The sequence below is a fragment of the Amycolatopsis sp. NPDC004747 genome, from assembly GCF_053601335.1.
Map to the genome: position 1 here is coordinate 531,096 of NZ_JBSGBQ010000001.1, position 21,227 is coordinate 552,322.

21 protein-coding genes and 1 pseudogene are annotated in these 21,227 nt (G+C 72.2%); 11 read left to right on the plus strand and 11 right to left on the minus strand.

The genetic code is table 11. The features are described 5' to 3' along the window. Positions 1–88 precede the first annotated feature (88 nt). Positions 89–1,513, plus strand: coding sequence for a phosphatase PAP2 family protein (locus ACWEGE_RS02370; protein WP_449658688.1), 1,425 nt, complete (start codon positions 89–91; stop codon positions 1,511–1,513). Positions 1,514–1,617: 104 nt separating this feature from the next. Next, complete coding sequence (locus tag ACWEGE_RS02375; protein WP_449658654.1) at positions 1,618–2,847, plus strand: alpha/beta hydrolase; 1,230 nt, start codon at positions 1,618–1,620, stop codon at positions 2,845–2,847. A gap of 401 nt (positions 2,848–3,248) precedes the next feature. Here the strand turns inward: ACWEGE_RS02375 and prcA are convergent, their stop codons facing one another. From prcA to dop, 4 genes are all read right to left on the minus strand, one after another. Continuing rightward, on the minus strand, positions 3,249–4,043 hold the full coding sequence (gene prcA / locus ACWEGE_RS02380; protein WP_449658655.1) for a proteasome subunit alpha: 795 nt from the start codon (positions 4,041–4,043) through the stop codon (positions 3,249–3,251). Between the two features lie 55 nt (positions 4,044–4,098). Beyond that, positions 4,099–4,953: a proteasome subunit beta gene (gene prcB / locus ACWEGE_RS02385; RefSeq protein WP_449658656.1), complete on the minus strand. Its 855-nt coding sequence runs from the start codon at positions 4,951–4,953 to the stop codon at positions 4,099–4,101. 110 nt (positions 4,954–5,063) lie between these two features. Beyond that, positions 5,064–5,258, minus strand: a complete 195-nt coding sequence (locus ACWEGE_RS02390) for a ubiquitin-like protein Pup (protein WP_013226725.1) — start codon at positions 5,256–5,258, stop codon at positions 5,064–5,066. A gap of 85 nt (positions 5,259–5,343) precedes the next feature. Next, positions 5,344–6,846, minus strand: coding sequence for a depupylase/deamidase Dop (dop, locus tag ACWEGE_RS02395; protein WP_449658657.1), 1,503 nt, complete (start codon positions 6,844–6,846; stop codon positions 5,344–5,346). Between the two features lie 41 nt (positions 6,847–6,887). Here dop and ACWEGE_RS02400 point away from each other — a divergent pair, with 41 nt between their 5' ends. Further along, positions 6,888–7,406, plus strand: coding sequence for an NUDIX hydrolase (locus tag ACWEGE_RS02400; RefSeq protein WP_449658658.1), 519 nt, complete (start codon positions 6,888–6,890; stop codon positions 7,404–7,406). Here ACWEGE_RS02400 and ACWEGE_RS02405 read toward each other — a convergent pair. Genes ACWEGE_RS02405 through ACWEGE_RS02415 form a run of 3 tightly spaced genes read right to left on the minus strand, consistent with a single transcriptional unit; the run spans position 7,397 to position 9,332 of the window. After that, positions 7,397–8,011, minus strand: a complete 615-nt coding sequence (locus tag ACWEGE_RS02405; RefSeq protein ID WP_449658659.1) for a hypothetical protein — start codon at positions 8,009–8,011, stop codon at positions 7,397–7,399. The two genes, ACWEGE_RS02400 and ACWEGE_RS02405, sit on opposite strands and share 10 nt — an antisense overlap. A gap of 53 nt (positions 8,012–8,064) precedes the next feature. Beyond that, positions 8,065–9,000 (minus strand): aldo/keto reductase, encoded by a 936-nt coding sequence (locus tag ACWEGE_RS02410; RefSeq protein ID WP_449658660.1) that lies wholly within the window; start codon positions 8,998–9,000, stop codon positions 8,065–8,067. After that, on the minus strand, positions 8,997–9,332 hold the full coding sequence (locus ACWEGE_RS02415; protein ID WP_449658661.1) for a hypothetical protein: 336 nt from the start codon (positions 9,330–9,332) through the stop codon (positions 8,997–8,999). Before ACWEGE_RS02415 ends, ACWEGE_RS02410 begins: the two co-directional genes overlap by 4 nt. 47 nt (positions 9,333–9,379) lie before the next feature. Between ACWEGE_RS02415 and ACWEGE_RS02420 the strand changes: the two genes are divergently transcribed. Together ACWEGE_RS02420 and ACWEGE_RS02425 are read left to right on the plus strand one after the other, a co-directional pair. Beyond that, positions 9,380–9,718: an ArsR/SmtB family transcription factor gene (locus ACWEGE_RS02420; protein WP_449658662.1), complete on the plus strand. Its 339-nt coding sequence runs from the start codon at positions 9,380–9,382 to the stop codon at positions 9,716–9,718. Between the two features lie 66 nt (positions 9,719–9,784). Continuing rightward, on the plus strand, positions 9,785–10,660 hold the full coding sequence (locus ACWEGE_RS02425) for a TIGR03620 family F420-dependent LLM class oxidoreductase (protein ID WP_449658663.1): 876 nt from the start codon (positions 9,785–9,787) through the stop codon (positions 10,658–10,660). Here the strand turns inward: ACWEGE_RS02425 and ACWEGE_RS02430 are convergent. Beyond that, positions 10,649–11,473 carry a DUF3626 domain-containing protein gene (locus tag ACWEGE_RS02430; RefSeq protein ID WP_449658664.1) on the minus strand — a complete coding sequence of 275 codons (825 nt, stop codon included), beginning with the start codon at positions 11,471–11,473 and terminating at the stop codon, positions 10,649–10,651. The genes ACWEGE_RS02425 and ACWEGE_RS02430 overlap by 12 nt on opposite strands. Positions 11,474–11,549: 76 nt before the next feature. Between ACWEGE_RS02430 and ACWEGE_RS02435 the strand changes: the two genes are divergently transcribed. Further along, entirely contained in the window at positions 11,550–12,476 is a 927-nt protein-coding gene (locus tag ACWEGE_RS02435) for a DMT family transporter (protein WP_449658665.1), read from the plus strand. A 53-nt stretch (positions 12,477–12,529) separates the two neighbouring features. Here ACWEGE_RS02435 and arc read toward each other — a convergent pair whose 3' ends face one another. Then, positions 12,530–14,332: a proteasome ATPase gene (gene arc, locus ACWEGE_RS02440; RefSeq protein ID WP_449658666.1), complete on the minus strand. Its 1,803-nt coding sequence runs from the start codon at positions 14,330–14,332 to the stop codon at positions 12,530–12,532. 357 nt (positions 14,333–14,689) lie between these two features. On the opposite strand from arc, the gene ACWEGE_RS02445 reads away from it, so the two are divergent. Continuing rightward, complete coding sequence (locus ACWEGE_RS02445; protein WP_449658667.1) at positions 14,690–15,631, plus strand: hypothetical protein; 942 nt, start codon at positions 14,690–14,692, stop codon at positions 15,629–15,631. A gap of 13 nt (positions 15,632–15,644) precedes the next feature. Beyond that, positions 15,645–16,097 carry a hypothetical protein gene (locus ACWEGE_RS02450; protein WP_449658668.1) on the plus strand — a complete coding sequence of 151 codons (453 nt, stop codon included), beginning with the start codon at positions 15,645–15,647 and terminating at the stop codon, positions 16,095–16,097. 142 nt (positions 16,098–16,239) lie between these two features. On the opposite strand, the gene ACWEGE_RS02455 is transcribed toward ACWEGE_RS02450, so the two are convergent. Together ACWEGE_RS02455 and ACWEGE_RS02460 are read right to left on the minus strand one after the other, a co-directional pair. Further along, positions 16,240–17,070, minus strand: a complete 831-nt coding sequence (locus ACWEGE_RS02455) for a tRNA (adenine-N1)-methyltransferase (protein WP_449658669.1) — start codon at positions 17,068–17,070, stop codon at positions 16,240–16,242. 65 nt (positions 17,071–17,135) lie between these two features. Further along, positions 17,136–18,287 (minus strand): site-2 protease family protein, encoded by a 1,152-nt coding sequence (locus ACWEGE_RS02460; RefSeq protein ID WP_449658670.1) that lies wholly within the window; start codon positions 18,285–18,287, stop codon positions 17,136–17,138. A gap of 132 nt (positions 18,288–18,419) precedes the next feature. On the opposite strand from ACWEGE_RS02460, the gene ACWEGE_RS02465 reads away from it, so the two are divergent. The 3 genes and pseudogenes from ACWEGE_RS02465 to ACWEGE_RS02475 all read left to right on the plus strand — a co-directional run. Further along, positions 18,420–19,328: a RecB family exonuclease gene (locus tag ACWEGE_RS02465; RefSeq protein ID WP_449658671.1), complete on the plus strand. Its 909-nt coding sequence runs from the start codon at positions 18,420–18,422 to the stop codon at positions 19,326–19,328. Then, a complete protein-coding gene (locus ACWEGE_RS02470; protein ID WP_449658672.1) occupies positions 19,328–20,119 on the plus strand; it encodes a thioesterase family protein in 792 nt (263 codons plus the stop codon). Before ACWEGE_RS02465 ends, ACWEGE_RS02470 begins: the two co-directional genes overlap by 1 nt. 64 nt (positions 20,120–20,183) lie before the next feature. Beyond that, positions 20,184–21,116, plus strand: a pseudogene (locus ACWEGE_RS02475) (ParA family protein); the annotation flags it as partial. Positions 21,117–21,227: the final 111 nt, after the last annotated feature.

Genomic DNA, 21,227 nt, shown 5'->3' on the forward strand with positions numbered 1-21,227 from the left:
CTGCTCTTGACGACTCGGGGAAGGCGACTCCTTGACACACCAGCTGATCCAGGCCTTCCGGCGGGTGGGGCGCACCGACCGCGCCCTGATGCGGCGCACCGCCGCCCTCCCGGCCACGAAAGCCGACGACGCGCTGATGACGCTGTCCAGATCGGCGAACAAGTCCCGCCTCTGGTGGGGCGTCGCCGCGGTGCTCGCAGTGCAGAAGGGCCCGACGCGGCGCGCGGCGCTGCGCGGGGTCGTGGCGATCGCCGGCGCCAGCGCCGCGGCCAACCTGATCGGCAAGCCGCTCTTCCCGCGCCGCCGTCCGGCCGAGGAAGAGACGCCCGTGCACCGCCGCCTGCGGAAACGCCCGACGTCCTCGTCGTTCCCCTCCGGGCACTCGGCGTCCGCGGCGGCCTTCGCCACCGCGGTCGCGATGGAGTCGCCCCGGGCCGGGCTGGCCGTGGCCCCGCTGGCGCTGGCGGTGGCCTACTCACGGGTCCACACCGGCGTGCACTGGCCTTCCGACGTCGGCGTCGGCCTGGGCATCGGCGTCGGCGTCGGCCTCGCCACCCGGCACTGGTGGCCGCTGCACGACGACGTCCCGGGCCGCACCGCCCACGACGCGGACGCCTCCGAGATGGTCGACGGCGAGGACATGCTCGCCGTCGTCAACCCGAACTCCGGGATCGCGGGCCAGGACCCGACCGAGGACGTCAAGTACGCCTGGCCGAAGGCCACGCTGCTCTACCCGGACCCGCAGCAGGACCTGCGCGCCCAGCTCGAAGCCGAGATCGACGCCCGCGGCACGATCCGCGCGCTCGGCGTCGCGGGCGGGGACGGCACCGTCGCGGCGGTGGCCTCCGTCGCCGCCGAACGCGACCTGCCGCTCGCGCTGGTCCCGGCCGGGACGCTCAACCACTTCGCCCGCGACGTCGGCGTCACCTCGATGCCCGACGCCGACGCGGCCACCGAGGTCGGCAACGCCGTCCGCGTCGACCTGGGCGAAGTCGAGATCGAGGGCGCCGGCGACCCGGCCCACCGCTGGTTCGTCAACACCGCCAGCCTCGGCGGCTACCCCGAGATGGTCCGGCTGCGCGAGAAGCTGCAGGAAAAGCACCCGAAGTGGCCCTCGGCGGCGATCGCGCTGGCCAGGACGCTGCGGCACGCCAAGCCGCTGACCGTCCGGCTCAACGGCAAGCGGACGCAGGTCTGGCTGCTGTTCGTCGGCAACGGCACGTACGCGCCGAAGGGGTTCGCCCCGAGCCGGCGGCCCGCGCTCGACACCGGCCTCCTCGACATCCGCTACCTGCGCGCCGACCTGCCCTACTCCCGCGCCCGGTTCCTGCTCGCGATGATCACCCGCAGCCTCGCCGCCAGCCACGTCTACCAGGAGCTGGACCTGCCGGAACTGGACGTCGAGCTGCTCGACGGCAACCGCCGCGTCGCCACCGACGGCGAGGTCGGCCCGCTCGGCAACCGGTTCCGCTTCCGGTCGCGGTCCAGCGCCCTGACGCTCTACCGGCCCTGAAGGTTGCTTTACCTTCTCTCAACGAACCCACAGGCTCCCCCGGCTAGCTTCGTGATCGAGTTGCGGGCCCTCCTGCCCGTGACCAGGGGACGAGCGGGGATTCGATGGACGGGCACGGCCTGGCGAGCGTCATCCACCGGGCCGCGAGCGACCCGGTGCTGCCCGGTGACGTCACCGCCCGCGCCCGCGACCTCGGCCCGCTGGAGTCGCCGCTCATCTGGCTCGGTTTCGCCTCGGCCGCCGTGGCCGTGCTCTCCGTCGTGGTCGCGCTCTGGTACCGCCGCCGCGTCCGGCGCTGGGGGTTCACCGCCGTCGGCGTGCTCCTGCTGCTGGCGTCGGTCACCGCGCTCAACAGCTACGTCGGGTACGTCCGCACCTCCGACGACCTGGCCCGGCTCCTGCAGCGCGGCCCCGGCGTCGTCAACTTCGCCGGCCGCCTGCTCGACGACGGCAAGGAGGCCCCCGAGCCGTCGTCGGGGTCGTCGTCCTCGGACTCCGCGTCGTCGTCCACGGCGCACCCCGGTGCCGGCCAGGCGGCCGGTGGGCAGCGGATCGACGTCGTCAACCTCCCCGACCCGGCCAACGGCATCCCGTCGGGCAGCAACTACGTCGTCCTCCCGCCCGGGTACGACAGCGACACCACCCGCCGCTACCCGGTCGTCTACCTGATCCACGGCTACCCCTTCGGCGGGCCCCGCGACTGGCTCACCTCCGGCGACGCCCCGGGCTCGCTCACCGCGCTGCAGCAGGCCAACGTCATCGCGCCGATGATCGTGGTCAGCGTCGACCTGACCGCAGGCAACCCCAGCACCGACTGGGAGTGCCTCAACGTGCCGGGTGGTCCGCAGCTGGAGACCTACCTGGCCGGCACCGTCGTGCCGGCCATCGACCAGCGCTACCGGACTCTGGCCGATCGGGCGCACCGGGCGTTGGGCGGGATGTCCGGAGGTGGGTTCGGTGCGCTCAACATCGGGCTGCACCACGTGGACGAGTTCGCCACCCTGGTGATCGCGCTGCCGTACGACGATCTCAACGACTCGGTCGGGATCCTCGACGGGAACCGGCAGGCCATTGCCGCCAACACGCCTCGGCGGTACCTGCCGACGATGAAGTTCCCGGCGCCGATCTCGGTGATGCTCGCCGTGGGGACCGGGGCGCCGACGGATGTGGCCACCGCCCGGCGGATCGCCGATGCGCTGCATGCCCGGGGGCAGGAGGCGGTGGTTCATGCCGAGCGGGGGTTCAACCACACCTGGCACACCGCTCGGGCCACTCTGCCTTACCTGCTGGCCTTTGCCGATCAGGACTTCCGGACGCCTCCTGCGGCGTCGTGATCGTTGCGTCTTGCCGGGATGTGGCCTGGACGCGCGGCTAAGTGGATCCGGTCGGAACTCGCGGCTAAGTGGTCCCGCCGGCCCGAACGCCGGATTGTTCAACGGCCGACAGGCCTTGTCAAGGCGGGAAAGCGTGCCTTGACACGGCCTGTCGGCCGCTGAGGCGGCTGCGTATCGGGTCGGCAGGGGGGTGTGGCCGGAGGCTGGCGTGGTTGGTCGGCTCGGGTGGTTGTTGGGCTGGTCCGGGCCTCCGCCCCGCCGCGCTTCGAGCGCCCCCGTGGCCTTCGGTGCGTCGGACGCAACCAAGGCCGCCTTGGGGCGCTTGAGGAGCCTGCACGGGTGGCCGCGGGCGAAAGGAAGCGGGGCGCCGCCTGTGGCTGCGCCCCGCTTCGCTTGCTTGCTTACTCGCCTTCGGGTTTGCTCTCCGGCTCCTCGCCCTGGGGATCCGGGACCGGGAGGAGCGTGTCCAGGGCTGCTCCGGTCAGGCGGCGGAATGCGCGGCGGGGGCGGTCGCGGTCCAGGACCGCCACCTCCAGCTTGATCGGGTCCGCGTCGCCGTTGCCGTTCGATGCGGTGTTCGCCGACGATGACGACGCCGAGGAGGAAGAGGTCGACGGGGCCGGCTGGCTCGGTGCCCGCAGTGCCGCCACCGCCACGCCCAAGGCCGCCTGCAGGTCCAGGCCGTCCTCGAACGTTTCCTTCAGCTTGGCCGCGATCTTCTCGTTCTGGCCGCCCATCACCACGTACTGCGGCTCGTCGAAGATCGAACCGTCGTACGTGAGGCGGTACAGCTGGTCCTCCGCCGAGCTCGCTCCGACCTCCGCGACGCAGACCTCCACCTCGAACGGCTTCAGCTGCTCGGTGAAGATGCTGCCCAGCGTTGCCGCGTACGCGTTCGCCAGCGCCCGGGCGCTCACGTCGCGGCGGTCGTACTGGTAGCCCTTCAGGTCCGCGTGCCGGATGCCCGCCACGCGGAGGTTCTCGAACTCGCTGTAGCGCCCGACCGCAGCGAAGCCGATCCGGTCGTAGATCTCGGACACCTTGTGCAACGTCGCCGACGGGTTCTCCGCCACGAACAGCACGCCGCCCGCGTACTTCAGCACCACCACGCTCCGGCCGCGCGCGATGCCCTTGCGCGCCAGCTCGGAACGCTCCCGCATCAGCTGCTCGGGAGAGGCATACAACGGCATCGTCACGGTGTGCGCTCCAGGTCTTTCGGTGTTCCAACGTTCACTGGTTCAAGCCCCGGTGTCAGGACAGCCGGCGCTGCTGGCGCTCGATCCGGCCGGCCACCACCGCTTCGGCCACCGCCGCCGTCTCCGACTCCGACAGCTGCACCGCTCCGTGCTCCGCGGTGATCGTCACGACGCTCGGGAAGATGCGCCGCACCAGGTCCGGGCCGCCCGATGCCGTGTCGTCGTCCGCCGCGTCGTACAGGGCCTCCACCGCGACCCGCACCGCTCCTTCGACGTCGGCGTCCGGGTCGTGCAGCTTCTTCAACGCCGATTTCGCGAACAGCGAACCCGAGCCGATGCCCGCGTAGCCGCCGTTCTCCTCGTAGCGGCCGCCCGCGGCGTCGTACGACACGATCCGGCCCGCGTGCTTGGCGTCCTCGGCCTCGAGGTCGTAGCCCACGAACAGCGGGATCGCCGCCAGCCCGGCCATCGCCATCTCGAGGTTCGCCTTGACCATCCCGGCCAGCTTGTTCGTCTTGCCGTCCAGCGACAGCGAGACGCCCTCGATCTTCTCGTAGTGCGCCAGCTCGACCGCGTACAGCCGCACCATCTCCACGGCCAGGCCCGCCGTGCCCGCGATGCCGACCGCCGAATACTCGTCGGTGACGTGCACCTTTTCGATGTCGCGGCTGGCGATCAGGTTCCCCGACGTCGCCCGCCGGTCACCCGCGATCAGCACGCCGCCGGCGAAGGTGCACGCCACGATCGTCGTGCCGTGCGGGATGCCCAGCTCAGCCGCGCCCGGCGCCACGCGCCGCTCGGGCAGCAGCTCCGGCGCCTGCACGCGCAGGAAGTCCGAAAACGACGACGTCGCCGAGGAGAAGTACGCCGCAGGCAGCGCGGGACCCGAGATGCCCCTGGTGTTGTCCATACGTGCTCAAAAATCCCATCTGTGCGGGCCGGAGCCCCGCGTGCAGGACGCCACGCGGAGCCCCGGCCGCCTGCTGAACGGTCGGCAAGGGGGGCAGTGCCCCGGTGCGGCTATTCGCCGCCCTTCTGCACGTAGGCCCGGACGAAGTCCTCGGCGTTCTCCTCGAGCACGTCGTCGATCTCGTCGAGGATCGTGTCGACGTCCTCGCCGAGCTTCTCGCGCCGCTCCTGACCCGCCGCGCCGGTGTCGTCGAACTCCTCGTCGGAGTCACCACCGCCGTGCTTTTCGATCTTTTCCTGGGCCATCTCGCCTCCCGGTGTGGCTGATGTTTCCTAGCCTACCCAGCGGCCCCGACATTCGGGGCAACGCCGCGATCGGTGTGCCAACCGCCTAGTCCGAACCGGTGAGCGCCTCCACCAGCTCCTCCGCCGTCGCCGCGTTGTCCAGCAACTTGCCGACGTGCGCCTTCGTCCCCCGCAGCGGCTCGAGGGTCGGGATCCGCACCAGCGACTCCTTGCCGACGTCGAAGATGACCGAATCCCACGAAGCCGCCGCGATCGACGTCGCGTACTTCTCCAGCGCCCGGCCCCGGAAGTAGGCCCGCGTGTCCGACGGGGGCGTCGTCACCGCGGCCAGCACCTCCTCCTCGGTGACCAGGCGCTTCATCGACCCGCGGGTGACGAGCCGGTTGTACAGGCCCTTCGCCAGCCGCACGTCCGAATACTGCAGGTCGACCAGCCGCAGCCGGGGCGCGCCCCAGGCCAGGTTGTCCCGCTGCCGGTAGCCCTCCAGCAGCCGCAGCTTGGCCGGCCAGTCCAGCCGGTCCGCGCACTCCTGCGGGTCGCGCGCCAGCGCGTCCAGCACCTCGCCCCAGACCCGCAGGACCTCCTTCGAGGCCTCGTCGGCGCCGGTGCGCTCGAGGTTCTGCGAGGCGATCTCGTGGTAGGCGAACTGCAGGTCGAGCCCGGTGTACTTCTTGCCGTTGGCCAGCGCGACCTGCACCTTCAGCGTCGGGTCGTGGCTGATCTGGTGCACCGCCTTGACCGGCTCGTCCAGCTTCAGGTCGTCGAACCGGATGCCCGACTCGATCAGGTCCAGCACCAGCGCCGTCGTCCCGACCTTGAGGTACGTCGAGTACTCCGACATGTTCGCGTCGCCGATGATGACGTGCAGCCGCCGGTACTTGTCCGCGTCCGCGTGCGGCTCGTCGCGGGTGTTGATGATCCCGCGCTTCAGCGTGGTCTCCAGGCCGACCTCGACCTCGATGTAGTCCGCGCGCTGGGAGAGCTGGAACCCCGCCTCTTCGCTCTGCTGGCCGATGCCGACCCGGCCCGAGCCGGTCACCACCTGGCGCGAGACGAAGAACGGCGTCAGCCCGGCGATCACCGCGGTGAACGGCGTCGACCGCGCCATCAGGTAGTTCTCGTGCGTGCCGTAGCTCGCGCCCTTGCCGTCGACGTTGTTCTTGTACAGCTGCAGCTGTGGCTGACCGGGCACGGAAGCGGCCTTCATCGCCGCCTCCTCCATCACCCGCTCGCCCGCCTTGTCCCAGATGACCGCGTCGCGCGCGTTCGTCACCTCGGGCGCCGAGTACTCCGGGTGCGCGTGGTCGACGTACAGCCGCGCCCCGTTGGTGAGGATGACGTTCGCCGCGCCCAGGTCCTCGACGTCCGGGTCGTGCCCCGGCCCGCCCGGGCCGGTCAGGTCGAACCCGCGCGCGTCCCGCAGCGGGCTCTCCACCTCGTAGTCCCAGCGCGCCCGCCGGGCACGCGGGATGTCGGCCGCCGCCGCGTAGGCCAGCACGACCTGGGTGGAGGTGAGTACCGGGTTCGCCGTCGCGTCGCCCGGCACGGAGATGCCGTACTCGACTTCGGTTCCCATGATCCGCCGCATGTCCCCACCCTACGGGGTCGTCCTAGTGGAACGATGCACCCATGCCAGGCAGTGACGAACTCGTTGCCCTCTATGACCAGGCCGGAGCAGTGGTGGGCAGCACCACCCGGGCCCGGGTCCGCGCCGGCGCGCTGTGGCACGCCGCCGGTGTCGTCCTGGTCCGTTCGGGTGACGGAACCGCGGTCTACGTGCACCTGCGCACGCCCGGTAAGGACGTGTTCCCCTCCACCTGGGACTGCTGGGCCGGTGGGGTGGTGGCCGCGGGCGAGACGCCGGCCGAGTGCGCCCGCCGCGAACTCGCCGAAGAGCTCGGCGTCCAGGGAGTGGAACCCGTGCCGCTGTTCACCAAGGTCTACGACGACGGGCGCAACCGCTGCCACAACTTCGCCTTCGAGGTCCGCTGGGACGGCCCGATCCGCCACCAGGCCGAGGAGATCGTCGAAGGCCGCTGGGTCACCCTCGACGAGCTGCGCGCGTGGGTCGACGACCCGGCCCCGGAGCTGCCGTTCATCCCCGACGGCCGCGAAGGCGTCCAGGAGTGGTTCCGCCGCTACGGCTGAGCAGCCAGCTTCGCCGTCATCGCGGGCAGCAGCCGCTTCGCCGCGTCGACCGCGCGGGCCTCGGTGCTCGCCGAGACCGTCAGCTCGGACACGAGCCTTCCCTTGGCCAGGAGCACCGTGCAGGTCTTGCCGTCGCGCCAGGCCTGCTGCACCTCGACCCCGGGCTGCACGGGGACGCTCACCGTCTTGCCCGCGCACTCGTTTTCCGCGACGGCCCGGGCGGCCGAGCGGTCCGGGAACGCCACGACGCGGTGGCTCAGCACCGACCCGCTGGAATAGCGCCAGGTTGCGGTCCTGCTGCCCGCTGCCGGACCGTCCGCCAGGCAACCCGAAACCTCACTCGAGCCCGGTTGCACGCCTTCCTCGGCGACGTCGGCGTCGGTCAGCAACGCCTGCGCCGCGAGCTTGCCGGCGTCGAACGCCGCCGGCGTCACCTGCGGCGGGCTCACCGGGGCCTGCGACGTCTTCGGCGCCGCCGGCGCGGCCGCCGACGTGGGCACCGGATCGTCGTAGTACGTCTCAAGGTTGTTCGGGTCGGGCCCGTCGCAGCCGGTGAGGCCGACCAACGCGACCGCGGCCAACGCGACCGCCTGCCGATGACGCACCTGCTCCGGCCTCCCGTCGTCCGTGGCGTGCCTGCGAAGGGTAGTGCAGCCCCTCAGTCCCACGCCAAGGAGGACCGGTGTCGCCAGTACGCGCCGGGTTCCTCGGCCTGCGCGGCCAGCGCGTCCCGTTCCGCCGCGGTGAGTTCCAGGGCCGTCGCGCGCAGGTTCGCCGCCAGCTGCGCCGGGCTCGCCGGGCCGACGACCGCCCGGTCCACCCAGTCGTTCGCCAGCACCGCGGCCACCGCGACCGCGTCCGGCCCGCTCCCGTGCGCCGCCGCGATCTCGCGGACCACCGCCGGCGCTTCGACCGCCAGCCTGCCGTTGGCCAGGGTTTCCTTGACCAGCACGCGCTTCCCGGCCGCGTGCGCCGCGGCCAGGGCCCGCCCCGCGGACGGCTCGAGGACGTTCCACGTCGACTGCACCGCCGAGAACACTCCCCGCCCGGCCGCTTCCAGCGCGAACGCCCGCTCGATCGCGTCCGCCTGGGCCGGCCCGGACGTCGAAAACCCGACCGCGACCCCGTTCGCGGCCAGCTCCGCGAGAGCTTCCAGCAACGGCTCGTCGGCGAACAGCGGACTGTCCACAGTGAGCGAATGGACCTGGTAGAGCCCGACCCGATCCCCCAGCAGCGCCAGGGTTTCCGCCCACTGCGTGGCGAACCGCGCCGCCGAGTGCTCCTTCACCTCGTGCACGTCGGCGTCGACCCGCCACTCCCCCACGTAGGCGTAGCCCCACTTGCTGGAGACCTCCACGTCGGCGTGGCCGCGCTCGGCGAGCCAGCCGGCCAGGAACTCCTCGGAGCGCCCGTAGGACCGGGCGACGTCGACGTGCCGGACACCCGCGGCGTAGGCGTCGTCGAGCACCGCGAACGTCGCCGCGCGCATCGAAGCCACGTCCCGCACCGGGGGCAGCGCCCCGTCCCGGCCCAGGTTGATGTACGCGGGACGGCCCAGCGCCGCCAGGCCGAGTGCGATGCGCTCCACGCTCATGCCGTCTGCTTGTGCCGCAGGATGGCCAGCCACTGCCCCGAGGTCTGCGCCTGCCGGTGCAGCTTCTCGAGGCGCGCGGCCGGGGCCCGGACGTAGCCCTTGCCGAAGACGGGGGCGATCTGGCGCAGGCTGGCGCCGCCCTCCCGGGCCGCGAGCAGCAGCCAGTCCGAGGCGTCGGCGCAGGCCGCGGACGCGCGGCGCAGCTCGCCGAGCATGTCGATGAGTTCCTGGGCGCCCACTTCGCCCGCTTCGACGGCGGCCGCCGTCGTCTCCAGCCAGGCCAGGACGTCGGCTTCGGTGATGGGCGCGCGGGGCCGGGTTTCTTCGGTCACGGCCGTGAGTATAGATCGTTATACGCCGATATACTGGCCGCGACACCATGACGACGCACACTTCCTCCCCGGCCGACGTCGAGCAGCTGCTCGACGTGTTCAAGGCGCTCGCGAACCCCGTCCGGCTCCAGGTGCTGCAGTGGCTGCGGGAGCCGGAGCGGCACTTCCCGGTCGAGCGGGCGATCGCCGACCCGGTGGAGGTCGGCGTGTGCGTGAGCCACATCCAGGAGAAGCTGGGGCTGGCGCAGTCGACCGTGTCGGCCTACATGGCGGTGCTGCAGCGGGCCGGTCTCGTCCGTGCGACGCGCGTCGGCAAGTGGACGCACTACAAGCGGGACGAAGCCCGGATCGCCGAGCTCGTCGCCACCCTCGGCCGCTCCCTCTGACCCTCCGCTCCCCGATCTGGACACCCCTTCCTTGCTTCATATCGCAAATCTGCGATACTTCGATTTATGGGTATGATCGAGAACATGCGGCTCGGCCGCTACGGGATCTGGACGTTCGACTTCGAGGACCAGCCGGCCGGCCTGATCCGGGACTCCGTGCAGGAGCTGGAAGAACTCGGCTGGCCGGCGATCTGGATCCCGGAGAGCGAAGGGCGCGAGGCCCTGACGCACGCCGGCTTCCTGCTGTCGGCCACCGAACGCCTCACCGTCGTCAACGGCATCGCGCAGATCTGGTCCCGCGAGGCGCAGTGGACCCGCGGCGGCGCCCTGCTGCTGGCCGACGCATACCCGGACCGCCACCTGCTCGGGCTCGGCTACGGCGCCGGGAAGCCCGGCGCGAAGCCGCTGCAGGCGATGAGCGACTACCTCGATGCCCTCGACATCGACACCAAGGTCAACCCCGCCCCGCGCTCGCCGGTGCGGCGGATCCTCGCGGCGTACGGCCCGAAGATGCTGGAACTGGCCCGCGACCGCTCGGCGGGCGCGCACACCTACCACGTGACCCCGGAGCACACCGCCCAAGCGCGGGAGATCCTCGGGGCGGAGCCGTTCCTGGGCGTCGAGCACGCCGTGCTGTTCGAGACGGACGCGGCCAAGGCGCGCGAGACCGCCCGCAAGCACCTGCACCCGTACCTGACCACGCCGTACAACATCGCGAAGTTCCTCCGGCTCGGCTACACCGAGGAGGACATCGACAGCGGCAGCGACCGGCTCGTGGACGACCTCGTGTTCTGGGGCGACCTCGAGACGATCACCGCGAAGCTGCGCCGGCACCTGGAGGCCGGCGCCGACCACGTCGGCGTCCAGGTCATCGGCGTCGAACCGGGCACCTCGGCCATGCCGCACTGGCGCCGGCTGACCGAGGCGCTGCTACCCGCGTAGGCCGAACCGCGCGGTGCAGTGCCACACGCGCTTGAGCACCTGGGGATCGTGCCGGCCGGCGCGGACGGCGTCGCCGATGACGCGGGCGTCCAGCCAGCCGTCCTCGGCGATGGCTTCGCCGGCCCGCACGGTGTCCGCGCCGCGGTAGTCCGCGTGCGCGGCGAGGTCCGCCACCGGCAGCCGGAAACCGTGGTGCCAGTGGACCGGGAAGGGGAACTCCGCGGCCGCGGCTTCGACGTCGGTGCCGCGGAAGGCCGGGTCCAGCACCAGGGCCGCGACGTCGTCCGGCAGCCGCAGCGGGCCGTGCACGTGGGCCTCGACGTAGTCGTCGAGCTCGTCGGGGGCGTCGGCCTCGACGAGCGGGAGCAGCGGGAAGTGCGTGCGCGTGCCGAAGTGCGCCGGCTCGTGGAAGCTGTCCGGGTAGCAGAACGTCGTGCGCGCGAGCACATCCCGCGCGAGCCGGAAGTGCGCCGACCCGAAGCGGACCGAGCCGCCCGCCGGGCGGCGGCGGTGGTTCAGCGAGCCGTACTTCGGCCGGGCCGACGGCGGCGCCTCGTCGTAGACGCCGCCGAACATCCGGTGTTCCCAGCGCCACCGGTCCCCGCCCCGGTGCGCGGTCAGGCCGCCGTTGCTCGTCCTCGTCTCGAACTGCGAACGGTAGACGCCGTCGGTCAGCCAGTGCCGCAGCAGCGGCACGTCCCCCACCAGCCGGTCCGGGTGGAAGTGGATCGTGATGTCGAGGCCGTCGGGCAGCGGCGGCCCGTCCGTGCGGGCCTCGACGTACTCGACTGCAGCCCGCCATTCTCGCCCCATGGTATAGGCCGTTATACACAACGCGGCGTCGGAAAACCACTGGCTTCGCGGCCGGTCCGCCGGTTTGACTGCGGCCATGCGACTGGCGGAGTTCGGGGTCACGGTGCGGTTCGCGCTGCTGGCCGTGGTGTGGGGTGCGAGTTTCCTGTTCATCAAGGTCGGTCTCGACGGGCTCTCCCCCGGCCAGATCGCGCTCGCCCGGGTGGCGCTCGGCGCGCTGGCACTGGCCGGGATCCTGCTGGCGCGCCGGCGGCCGCTCCCCCGCGATCCCGTGCTGTGGGGCCACCTCGCGGCGGTGTCGGTGCTGTTGTGCGTGGTGCCGTTCCTGTTGTTCTCGTGGGCGGAACAGTACATTTCGTCCGGTTTGGCCAGCATTTTCAACGCGACGACGCCGCTGATCACGATGCTGCTGGCGGCCGCGGCGCTGCCGGACGAGCGGTTCACGCCACCGCGGGTGCTCGGCCTGCTGCTCGGGTTCCTCGGGGTGCTGACGATCGTCGGGGTGTGGCACGGCATCGACGTGTCCCACCAGCTGACCGCCCAGCTCGCCTGCCTCGGCGCGACGACGTGCTACGGCGCGTGTTTCGTGTACCTGCGCCGGTTCGTCTCACCCCGTGGGACGGACCCGGTGGTCGTCGCGTTCGGCCAGACGGCGTCCGCGACGGTGATCCTGGGTCTGCTGAGCCCGCTCGTCGCGGCGACGCCCGTGCACCTGGACCTGCCGGTGGTGGCGAGCATGATCGCGCTCGGCGTCTTCGGCACCGGGATCGCGTACGCCTGGAACACGCGGATCATCGCGGCCTGGGGCGCGGCCAACGCCTCGGCGGTGACGTACCTGACGCCGGTGGTCGGCGTGCTGCTCGGCGTGCTGGTGCTGGGGGAACCGGTGAGCTGGCACCAGCCGGCCGGGGCGCTGCTGGTGGTGCTGGGGATCCTGGCCGCACACGGCAGGTTGCGCCTGCGCCGCTCAACTTCCGCCGAAGCCGAGCTCGTCCGCCGCTAGACACGCCGGCGGGGCGGCCGCCGAAGCGACCGCCCCACCGTGCGTTCGGAACCCTACAGGTACTGACCGGTGTTCGTGGCGGTGTCGATCGCCCGCCCCGAGTCCTGGTTCTTGCCGGTGACGAGCGTGCGGATGTAGACGATCCGCTCGCCCTTCTTGCCGGAGATCCGGGCCCAGTCGTCCGGGTTGGTGGTGTTCGGGAGGTCCTCGTTCTCCGCGAACTCGTCGACGATCGCGTCGAGCAGGTGCTGGACGCGCAGACCCGGCTGCTTGGTCTCCAGCACCGACTTGATCGCCGACTTCTTCGCCCGGTCCACGATGTTCTGGATCATCGCGCCCGAGTTGAAGTCGCGGAAGTACAGGACTTCCTTGTCCCCGTTGGCGTAGGTCACCTCGAGGAACCGGTTCTCGTCGCTCTCCTCGTACATCCGCTCGACGGTGTGCTGGATCATCGCGTCGAACGTCGCCTTGGCGTCGCCGCCGAACTCGGCGAGGTCGTCGGCGTGGATCGGCAGGCCTTCGGCCAGGTACTTGGAGAAGATGTCCTTCGCGCCTTCGGCGTCCGGACGCTCGATCTTGATCTTGACGTCGAGCCGGCCCGGCCGCAGGATCGCCGGGTCGATCATGTCCTCGCGGTTGGAGGCGCCGATGACGATGACGTTCTCCAGGCCTTCGACACCGTCGATCTCCGACAGCAGCTGCGGCACGATCGTGGTCTCGACGTCGGACGAAACGCCCGACCCACGGGTCCGGAAGATCGAGTCCATCTCGTCGAAGAACACGATCACCGGGGTGCCCTCGGAGGCCTTCTCCCGCGCCCGCTGGAAGATCAGGCGGATGTGCCGCTCGGTCTCCCCGACGAACTTGTTGAGCAGCTCGGGGCCCTTGATGTTCAGGAAGTAGGACTTCCCGTCCGCCGCGTCGCCGCGGGCCTCGGCCACCTTCTTGGCCAGCGAGTTCGCCACCGCCTTGGCGATGAGCGTCTTGCCGCAGCCCGGCGGGCCGTAGAGCAGGACACCCTTGGGCGGCCGCAGCTGGTACTCCTGGTACAGGTCGGCGTGCAGGAACGGCAGCTCGACCGCGTCCCTGATCTGCTCGATCTGCCGGGTGAGGCCACCGATGTCCTCGTAGCGGACGTCGGGCACCTCCTCCAGCACCAGGTCCTCGACCTCCGCCTTCGGCACGCGCTCGTACGCGTAGCCGGCCTTGGAGTCGACCAGCAGCGAGTCGCCCGGCTTGAGCGGCTGCTCGGCCAGCAGATCGGAGAGCAGGACCACCCGCTCCTCGTCCGCGTGCCCGACCACCAGGGCGCGGGGGCTGCCGCCCTCGACGTCCGGGGCGAGCACCTCGCGCAGTGCGCACACCTCACCGGTGCGTTCGAAACCGCCGCCTTCGACCACGGTGAGCGCCTCGTTGAGCCGCAGCGCCTGGCCGCGACGCAGCGACGAGATCTCGACCGCGGGCGAAACCGACACCCGCATCTTCCGGCCGGCCGTGAAGACGTCCACCGTGTTGTCCTCGTACGCCTCGACGAAGACGCCGTACCCGGACGGTGGCTGGGCCAGCCGGTCGACCTCCTCGCGGAGGGCGAGGAGCTGTCCTCGCGCTTCGCGCAGGGTTTCGACCAGTTTGGTGTTGCGTTCGGTGAGCTGGCTCACCCTTTCCGAGGCCTCGGCGAGCCGCTGTTCGAGAACCCGGTTCTGCCGTGGCGAGTCCGTCAGTTTGCGGCGCAGCAGCGCCACTTCTTCCTCGAGAAAACGGATCTGCCGAGCCTGCTCGTCCGCCGTCGTCCCAGCTCCGGATGTTGCTGAAGGGTCGGCCTCCTTGCGCCGACCTCCGGGAAGGTCATGATGCATCGGGCACCTCCTCGGAGTGCTTTTCATTCCACGGTACCGGCGATCACCGACAAGAAAAGGCCTTTCCGGATCACAAGATCGGCGCGTCGCGGTTTGCCTGCCCCCTCCAGCACGGACATTCCCGCAGCGCAAGCGGCCATTTCGGTGCCGTGGCGCCGGTGTGTCGCGGGTCCGGCCGGGCCGGAACGAAGCAAGCACGACGGGAGTACCCCGCCCGCGAGAGTGCCAACCCCCGCGTGGCACACCGGTCAGTTCCGCCCTAACCGCGCGGCGGGACGGCCCGGTGGCTAGCATCGGGCGACGTCGTACCGGCCCGACGGCCGGACGCCATCGAAGCAACGCGAGGGGGCACCCGTCATGACCTACCCGCCGCAGCAACCGGGCGGCTACGGCCAGCAGCCCGGCGGCTACGGGCAGCAGCCCGGGCCGTACGGCCAGCCCCAGCAGGGCGGCTACCCGCAGAGCGGCCCCCAGCCGCAGCCCGGCTACGGCGGCACCCAGCAGTTCGGCCAGCCCGGCCCGTACGACGACACCCAGCAGTACGGCCAGCCCGGCGGCTACGACGGCGGCACGCAGCAGTACGGCCAGCCCGGCGGGTACGACCAGCCCGGCCAGGGCGGTTACCCGCCGCAGACGGGCCCTCAGCCCCAGCAGGGCTACCCCCAGTACGGCCAGGACCAGTGGGGGCAGCAGGACCAGTGGGGCCAGCAGCCCCAGTCCTTCGGCGGCCACGACCCGTACGGCGGCGGCAGCTTCGGCGAGGCGCCCCCGCCGAAGAAGAAGACCGGCCTGATCGTCGGCATCGCGGCGGCCGCCGTGCTGCTCGTCGGCGGCGGCGTGACCGCGTTCGTCCTCCTGAACGGCGACGACACGCAGACCGCCGCGCCGCCCGCGAGCAGCAGCTCGGCGGCGCCGACGACGGCGCCGAAGGCGTCCACCCCGAAGCCCAAGAGCACCGCGCCGACCAGCCCGACGTCGAAGAGCAGCAAGCCCGCGGGCGGCCCGGCCCCCGGCGGCAAGGCCAGCTCCCAGGAGCTGTTCGACTCGACGATCACGGCCTACAACGCGGGCGACGAGAAGGCCTTGGGCGACACCATCTGCCGCAGCGTCTACGAGGGCACCACGGGCGAGATCCCGAAGGTCACGGTGAAGCTGACCGACACGCCCCAGGAGACCGGCGACAAGGCCACCGTCCGCTACTCCGCCACCGACGGCAGCAAGACCAAGGTCGGCACGATGTCGGCGCAGAAGGAATCCGGGCTCTGGTGCCTGTCGAACGTCCACGCGGACGGCTCGTGAGCACCCGGCGGCGGTGAACCGCGCGTTCGCCGCGGGGCTGGTCCTGATCGGCGTGGCCGGCGCCGGCGTCGTGCTCGGGCTGCTGCTCATCGCCCCGGCCGGCGCCCCGCCCGCGGCGTCGGCCACGCCGTCGCCGTCGACCCGCCCGCCGGCACCCCCGGCCGCGCCCGACGAAGCCGACACGGCTGCGGTGGCGGTGCTGGCCCGCTCGATCGTCGACGCGATCGCCCGGCACGACTCGGCGGCGTTCGGGAAGCTCACGTGCCGCCCGCAGACCGCCGAGGCGCTCGCGGGCCTGCAGCGGACGTGGGACGCGGCCGGCCCGGTCACGGCGAGGCTGGCCGCCCCGCCGGAGCTGCGCGGCGAGTCCGCGACGGCGAAGGTGCACGTCGAAGCGGCGGGCGGGACGAAGGACACGCCCTTCCCGCTGCACAAGGAGAACGGCCGCTGGTGCGTGCCCGGCTAGGCCGGTGGCGTGCACCCGCCGGGCCGGCGGGTGGTCGCGCCGGCGAGGACCCCGGGCAGGTCGGCGCGCTCCGGCTCGGACGCGGCACCCGCTTCGATCGTCCGGCCGCGGCCACCGACAACCCGGCGCGGCGACACTCCGGTCAGCCCTTGCCCTTGCTCGGACGGCGCGAGACCCGCGGGGACACGGTGCCGTCGGCCAGCCGGCGGGCGGTGAGCAGGAACGCCGTGTGCGCGACCATCCGGTGGTCGGGGCGGACCGCCAGGCCCACCACGTGCCACGGGCGCATCAGCGTTTCCCACGATTCGGGCTCGGTCCAGCACTGCTGCTCGCGCAGCGACTCCGTGACGCGCGAAAGCTGCGTCACCGTCGCGACGTAGACCGTCAGGACCCCGCCCGGCACCAGGTGGGCCGCCACGTTCGGCAGCTGGTCCCACGGCGCCAGCATGTCCAGCACGACCCGGTCGACCTCGCCCTCGTGCGACGCCAGGTCGGCCACCGTGAGCGACCAGTTCGCGGGCTTCTCGCCGAAGAACTTCACCACGTTGCGCTCGGCGTGTTCGGCGTGGTCGTCGCGGATCTCGTAGGAGTGCACCCGCCCGGCCGGGCCGACCGCGCGCAGCAGCGAGCACGTCAGCGCGCCGGAGCCGGCGCCGGCCTCCAGCACGCGCGCACCCGGGAAGATGTCGCCCCACATCACGATCTGCGCCGCGTCCTTCGGGTAGATCACCTGCGCGCCGCGCGGCATCGAAAGCACGTAATCCGGCAGCAGCGGGCGCAGCGCGAGGTAGGTCGACCCGCCCGCGGACGTGACCACCGAGCCCTCGGGGCGGCCGATCAGGTCGTCGTGGGCCAGGGCGCCGCGGTGGGTGTGGTACTCACCACCGGTGGCCAGCGTCAGGGTGTAGTGCCGCCCCTTCGAGTCGGTCAACTGCACCCGATCACCCGCGCGAAACGGTCCGCTGACCGACAACACTTCCTCCTGCTGTAACCCGTTTGGCCGACACCAGATCTTCGCAGGCCGCGCGGTGCAGGGGCTCAGCGGGTACGGCGGTTCAGCGCGGCGCGCAGGTCCTCCCGGCGCAGCACGCCCGCCGGGCGGCCCTCGTCGTCGACCACGAGGAACTGCCACGCCGCGGTTTCGCGGACCCGCTCGACGACGTCCTCCCCCGGTTCCGACGCCAGCAGCACGGTCTCGGCCCGGATCGGCTCGGCCGCGAACTCGGCGGGGGCGTGCGGCGAGGAGCTCGCGAGCCGCTCCGCCGCGCCTTCGTCCAGCAGCCCGGCCGCCACGCCGTCGGCGCGGACCAGGACCACGCCCCGGCCCGCCGACGCGGCCAGCGCGTCCGACACCGGGCTCTCGGCGGGCAGCTGCAGCACCGGCCGGACCAGTTCGCCGAGGACCAGGCCTTCCGGCCACGTGCGGCGCGCTTCGGCGGCCAGCTCCGACCGCGCGCCGAGGACGACGAACCACGCCGTCACGACGCACACGCCCAGCCGCAGCCAGCGGTCCGGGCTGCCGGTCGCCAGGCCCCACAGGGCCCAGACCAGCAGGCCCGCGGCCACGACCGCACCGCCGGCGACCGCCGCGCGCGTGCCCTTGGCGCGGATCCCGGTGACCGCCCAGACACCGGCGCGGACCAGCCGTCCGCCGTCCAGCGGCAGCCCGGGCAGCAGGTTGAACACGCCGACGGCGAGGTTCGCCACCGCGCACTCGGCCACCAGGAGCCAGACCGCGCCGTCCGGGGGCACGGCGAACATCAGCAGGCCGCAGAACCCGCCGAGCAGCAGCGACACCGCGGGCCCGGCCGCGGCGACCAGGCCTTCGTCGCCCGGCCGTTTCGGCGTGCGGGCCACTTCGGACAGGCCACCGAGGAGGAACAGCCGCAGCCGCCGCACGGGGATCCCCAGCCGCAGCGCGACCAGGCAGTGCCCCAGTTCGTGGAGCAGCACCGACAGGCCCAGCAGCAGCGCGAACGCGCCCGCGAGCAACCACGACGTCGTGGTCGACGCCTCCGGGAGCAGCCGCCCGACCAGCGGCGCGTAGAGCACGACGACGATCAGCGAGCCGACCCACCAGGACGGCGCGAGCAGCACCGGCACCCCGGCGACCCGGAACAGCACGAGGCCACCGTCCGAGCGGACGGCCTGCCGGGTGCCCCCGGTGCCCTGTTCACTGGTCGCGGCCATGCGGAGAGCCTAGAGCCCCGGGTGTGGGTACCGGGTGATCCGGCCCCCACCGGTGTCGCTCGGGACCGGCCCGCGGGGGTGGCGGGCGTTGCGGTCGCCGGAACTGTCGTACCCCGGCGTTACGCTCTGCCCATGCCCGACGCCGACACCGTCACCACCGACACCACGGACACCCCCGCCTCCGCCGTCGCCACCGAGGTCCGGCGGCGGCCCGCGTTGTCGCCGTCACGGGCCAGCGACTTCAAGCAGTGCCCGCTGCTCTACCGGTTCCGCGCGGTCGACCGGCTGCCGGAGGTCCCGACCAAGGCCCAGCTGCGCGGCACGCTCGTCCACTCCGTCCTGGAGCGGCTCTTCGCGCTCCCGGCCGCCGAGCGCGTGCCCGCCCAGGCCCGCGAGCTGCTCGGCCCGGCCTGGACGGACCTCTCCGCGGACCGTCCGGAATGGACCGGGCTGTTCGACGGCGAGAAGCCGGAGGACCACGCGGAATGGCTCCGGTCGGCGGAAAAGCTGCTGGACGCCTACTTCGACCTCGAAGACCCGCGACGCCTCGAACCCGAGGCCTGCGAGCTGCACGTCGAGATCGAGCTCGGCTCCGGTGTCCTGCTGCGCGGCTACATCGACCGCCTCGACGTCGCGCCGACCGGCGAGATCCGGGTGGTCGACTACAAGACCGGTGCCGCGCCGCGCGAGATCGGCGAGGCCAAGGCGATGTTCCAGATGAAGTTCTACGCCGTGGTCCTGTGGCGGCTGCGCGGGATCGTGCCCCGTCAGCTGAAGCTCATGTACCTGACCGACGGCCAGTCCCTCGCCTACACACCGGACGAAGCCGAGCTGCTGCGCTTCGAGCGCACGCTGGAAGCCATCTGGCAGGCCATCCTGAAGGCGGGCAAGACCGGCGACTTCCGGCCGAACAAGAGCAAGCTGTGCAACTGGTGCGACCACCAGGCCCACTGCCCCGAGTACGGCGGCACACCACCGGAGTACCCCGGCTGGCCGGAGCCCGGCGCGGGCGAAGAGACTCCGCTGGATCGGGCCGACTGATGGCCGACGCCTTCTACGTCCCGCTCGGCGAAGGCCGGTTCTCCGCGACCGCGCACACGGCCGGGCCGTGGACCCCGGACGCCCAGCACTTCGGCCCGCCGTCGGCGTTGCTCGTCCGCGCCCTCGAAACCGTCGAAACCGCTCATCCGGCCGAACTCGCCCGCGTGACCGTGGAAATCCTCGGCCCGGCACCGGTCGCCGAGCTCACCGTGCGGGCCCGGGTCGAACGCCCTGGCCGGTCGGTCGAGCTGCTGCAGGCCGAGCTGGCGAGCGCCGAGCGCGTGGTGGCGCGGGCGTCGGCGTGGCGCATCGCGACCTCGGACACCGCGGAAGCCGGCACCGACGCCGGCCCGCTGCTGCCCGGCCCCGGCAGCGTCGGCGAGTCACCGTGGCCGGACGGCTGGGAGGGCGGCTACCTGGACGCCATGGAGTGGCGCGCGGTGCGCGGCGGCATGGACGTGCCGGGCCCGGCGGCCGTCTGGGTCCGCCAGCGCGTCCCGCTGGTCGACGGCGAGGAACCGAGCGGCCTGCAGCGGCTGTTCACCGTCGCCGACTCCGGCAACGGCGTGTCGAACTACCTCGACCCGCGGAAGTGGTGGTTCATCAACGCCGAGCTCACCGTGCACCTGCGGCGGATCCCGCGGGGCGAGTGGATCGGCCTCGACGCGGTCACCCTGGTCGGCGCGCACGGCATCGGCACGGCGACCAGCATCCTGCACGACGCCGACGGCCCGGTGGCCACCGGTGCCCAGGCCCTGATGGTCCGGCCGCGACAGGCCGGGGGCGGATAGCCACCCACAACGGGCCCGCATCCAATAACCTTCGCGGAACGACCGACTTGAGGAGCGCTCCGGCATGCAGATCACCTCGGTGGTCAACCAGAAAGGCGGGGTCGGCAAGACCTCACTGAGCGTCGGCACGGCGGCCGCACTGGCCGAGCGGGGCCGCCGGGTGCTCCTGGTCGACCTCGACCCGCAGGGCCACGCGACGACCGAGATGCTCGGGCTGTCCGAGGTGGCCGCGGACCAGCCGAGCCTGGCGAAGGCGCTGGCCAAGACGTGGAAGGGCCCGATCGAGCAGCTCGTCGTGCCGCACCCGCGCAGCAACCTCGGCAAGGGCGGCGCGCTCGACGTGGTGCCGACGTCGCCGGGGATGTTCGACCTGATCCGGCGGCTCGACTCCTTCCGCGTCCCCGGCTGGCAGCTCGCGCGGGTCATTCAGTTCGCCAACTACGACCACTGCGTCATCGACTGCCCGCCGGCGCTGGACGTGCTGACGAACAACGCGCTGGCGGCCTCGCACGGCATCCTGGTGCCGGTCCAGCCGGACAAGACGAGCATCCGCGCGCTGCGGCTGCTGGCCGACCAGGTCCGGTACGTCGAGCAGACCGTCGGGCGGCAGCCGCTGTCCTGGTTCGGGCTGGTCCCGAGCCTGTACCGGCGGCCGATCTCGCACTACGCGGCCGCGGCGCTGCAGGAGATGTACGACTTCGGCATCCCGATGCTGTCGCACCTGCCGCTGGGCGTGGTGATGAACGAGGCGGCGGCGCACGGCGTCCCGGTGACCACCTACGCGCCGGAGACGTTGCAGGCGCTGTCCTTCCGCGAGATCGCGGAGACCCTCGACGGGTACCTGGCGGAGAACGCCGCCCCCGCGGTGGTCCCGGCCGACGAGGAGTTCGTCTTCGAGGACTTCATCTCGGAGGTCGCGGTGGCCCGCAACGTCAACGACAACGGCGCCCGCAAGGGCCTCTACGACCTGCTGCCCAAGAAACCCAACCGGCCGCGGTCGTGGGGGGGTTTGGGGGGGGGGTGGGGCCCGAGAACAAACACAACGGGGGCGGGCCGGGCGGGAGGGGGGGAGGGGCGGCGGACCGCAGACGCGCCGCCCCACCGGACG

What these genes read in the sequence shown, in the direction of transcription:
- ACWEGE_RS02425 (WP_449658663.1), top strand. Translation starts at nt 9,785, where the DNA reads ATGGGTATGATCGAGAACATGCGGCTCGGCCGCTACGGGATCTGGACG.
- ACWEGE_RS02410 (WP_449658660.1), bottom strand. Translation starts at nt 9,000, where the DNA reads ATGAGCGTGGAGCGCATCGCACTCGGCCTGGCGGCGCTGGGCCGTCCC.
- ACWEGE_RS02400 (WP_449658658.1), top strand. Translation starts at nt 6,888, where the DNA reads ATGCCAGGCAGTGACGAACTCGTTGCCCTCTATGACCAGGCCGGAGCA.
- ACWEGE_RS02465 (WP_449658671.1), top strand. Translation starts at nt 18,420, where the DNA reads ATGCCCGACGCCGACACCGTCACCACCGACACCACGGACACCCCCGCC.
- ACWEGE_RS02375 (WP_449658654.1), top strand. Translation starts at nt 1,618, where the DNA reads ATGGACGGGCACGGCCTGGCGAGCGTCATCCACCGGGCCGCGAGCGAC.
- ACWEGE_RS02390 (WP_013226725.1), bottom strand. Translation starts at nt 5,258, where the DNA reads ATGGCCCAGGAAAAGATCGAAAAGCACGGCGGTGGTGACTCCGACGAG.
- ACWEGE_RS02430 (WP_449658664.1), bottom strand. Translation starts at nt 11,473, where the DNA reads ATGGGGCGAGAATGGCGGGCTGCAGTCGAGTACGTCGAGGCCCGCACG.
- ACWEGE_RS02460 (WP_449658670.1), bottom strand. Translation starts at nt 18,287, where the DNA reads ATGGCCGCGACCAGTGAACAGGGCACCGGGGGCACCCGGCAGGCCGTC.
- ACWEGE_RS02370 (WP_449658688.1), top strand. Translation starts at nt 89, where the DNA reads ATGCGGCGCACCGCCGCCCTCCCGGCCACGAAAGCCGACGACGCGCTG.
- arc (WP_449658666.1), bottom strand. Translation starts at nt 14,332, where the DNA reads ATGCATCATGACCTTCCCGGAGGTCGGCGCAAGGAGGCCGACCCTTCA.
- prcB (WP_449658656.1), bottom strand. Translation starts at nt 4,953, where the DNA reads ATGGACAACACCAGGGGCATCTCGGGTCCCGCGCTGCCTGCGGCGTAC.
- ACWEGE_RS02435 (WP_449658665.1), top strand. Translation starts at nt 11,550, where the DNA reads ATGCGACTGGCGGAGTTCGGGGTCACGGTGCGGTTCGCGCTGCTGGCC.
- dop (WP_449658657.1), bottom strand. Translation starts at nt 6,846, where the DNA reads ATGCGGCGGATCATGGGAACCGAAGTCGAGTACGGCATCTCCGTGCCG.
- ACWEGE_RS02420 (WP_449658662.1), top strand. Translation starts at nt 9,380, where the DNA reads ATGACGACGCACACTTCCTCCCCGGCCGACGTCGAGCAGCTGCTCGAC.
- ACWEGE_RS02470 (WP_449658672.1), top strand. Translation starts at nt 19,328, where the DNA reads ATGGCCGACGCCTTCTACGTCCCGCTCGGCGAAGGCCGGTTCTCCGCG.
- ACWEGE_RS02445 (WP_449658667.1), top strand. Translation starts at nt 14,690, where the DNA reads ATGACCTACCCGCCGCAGCAACCGGGCGGCTACGGCCAGCAGCCCGGC.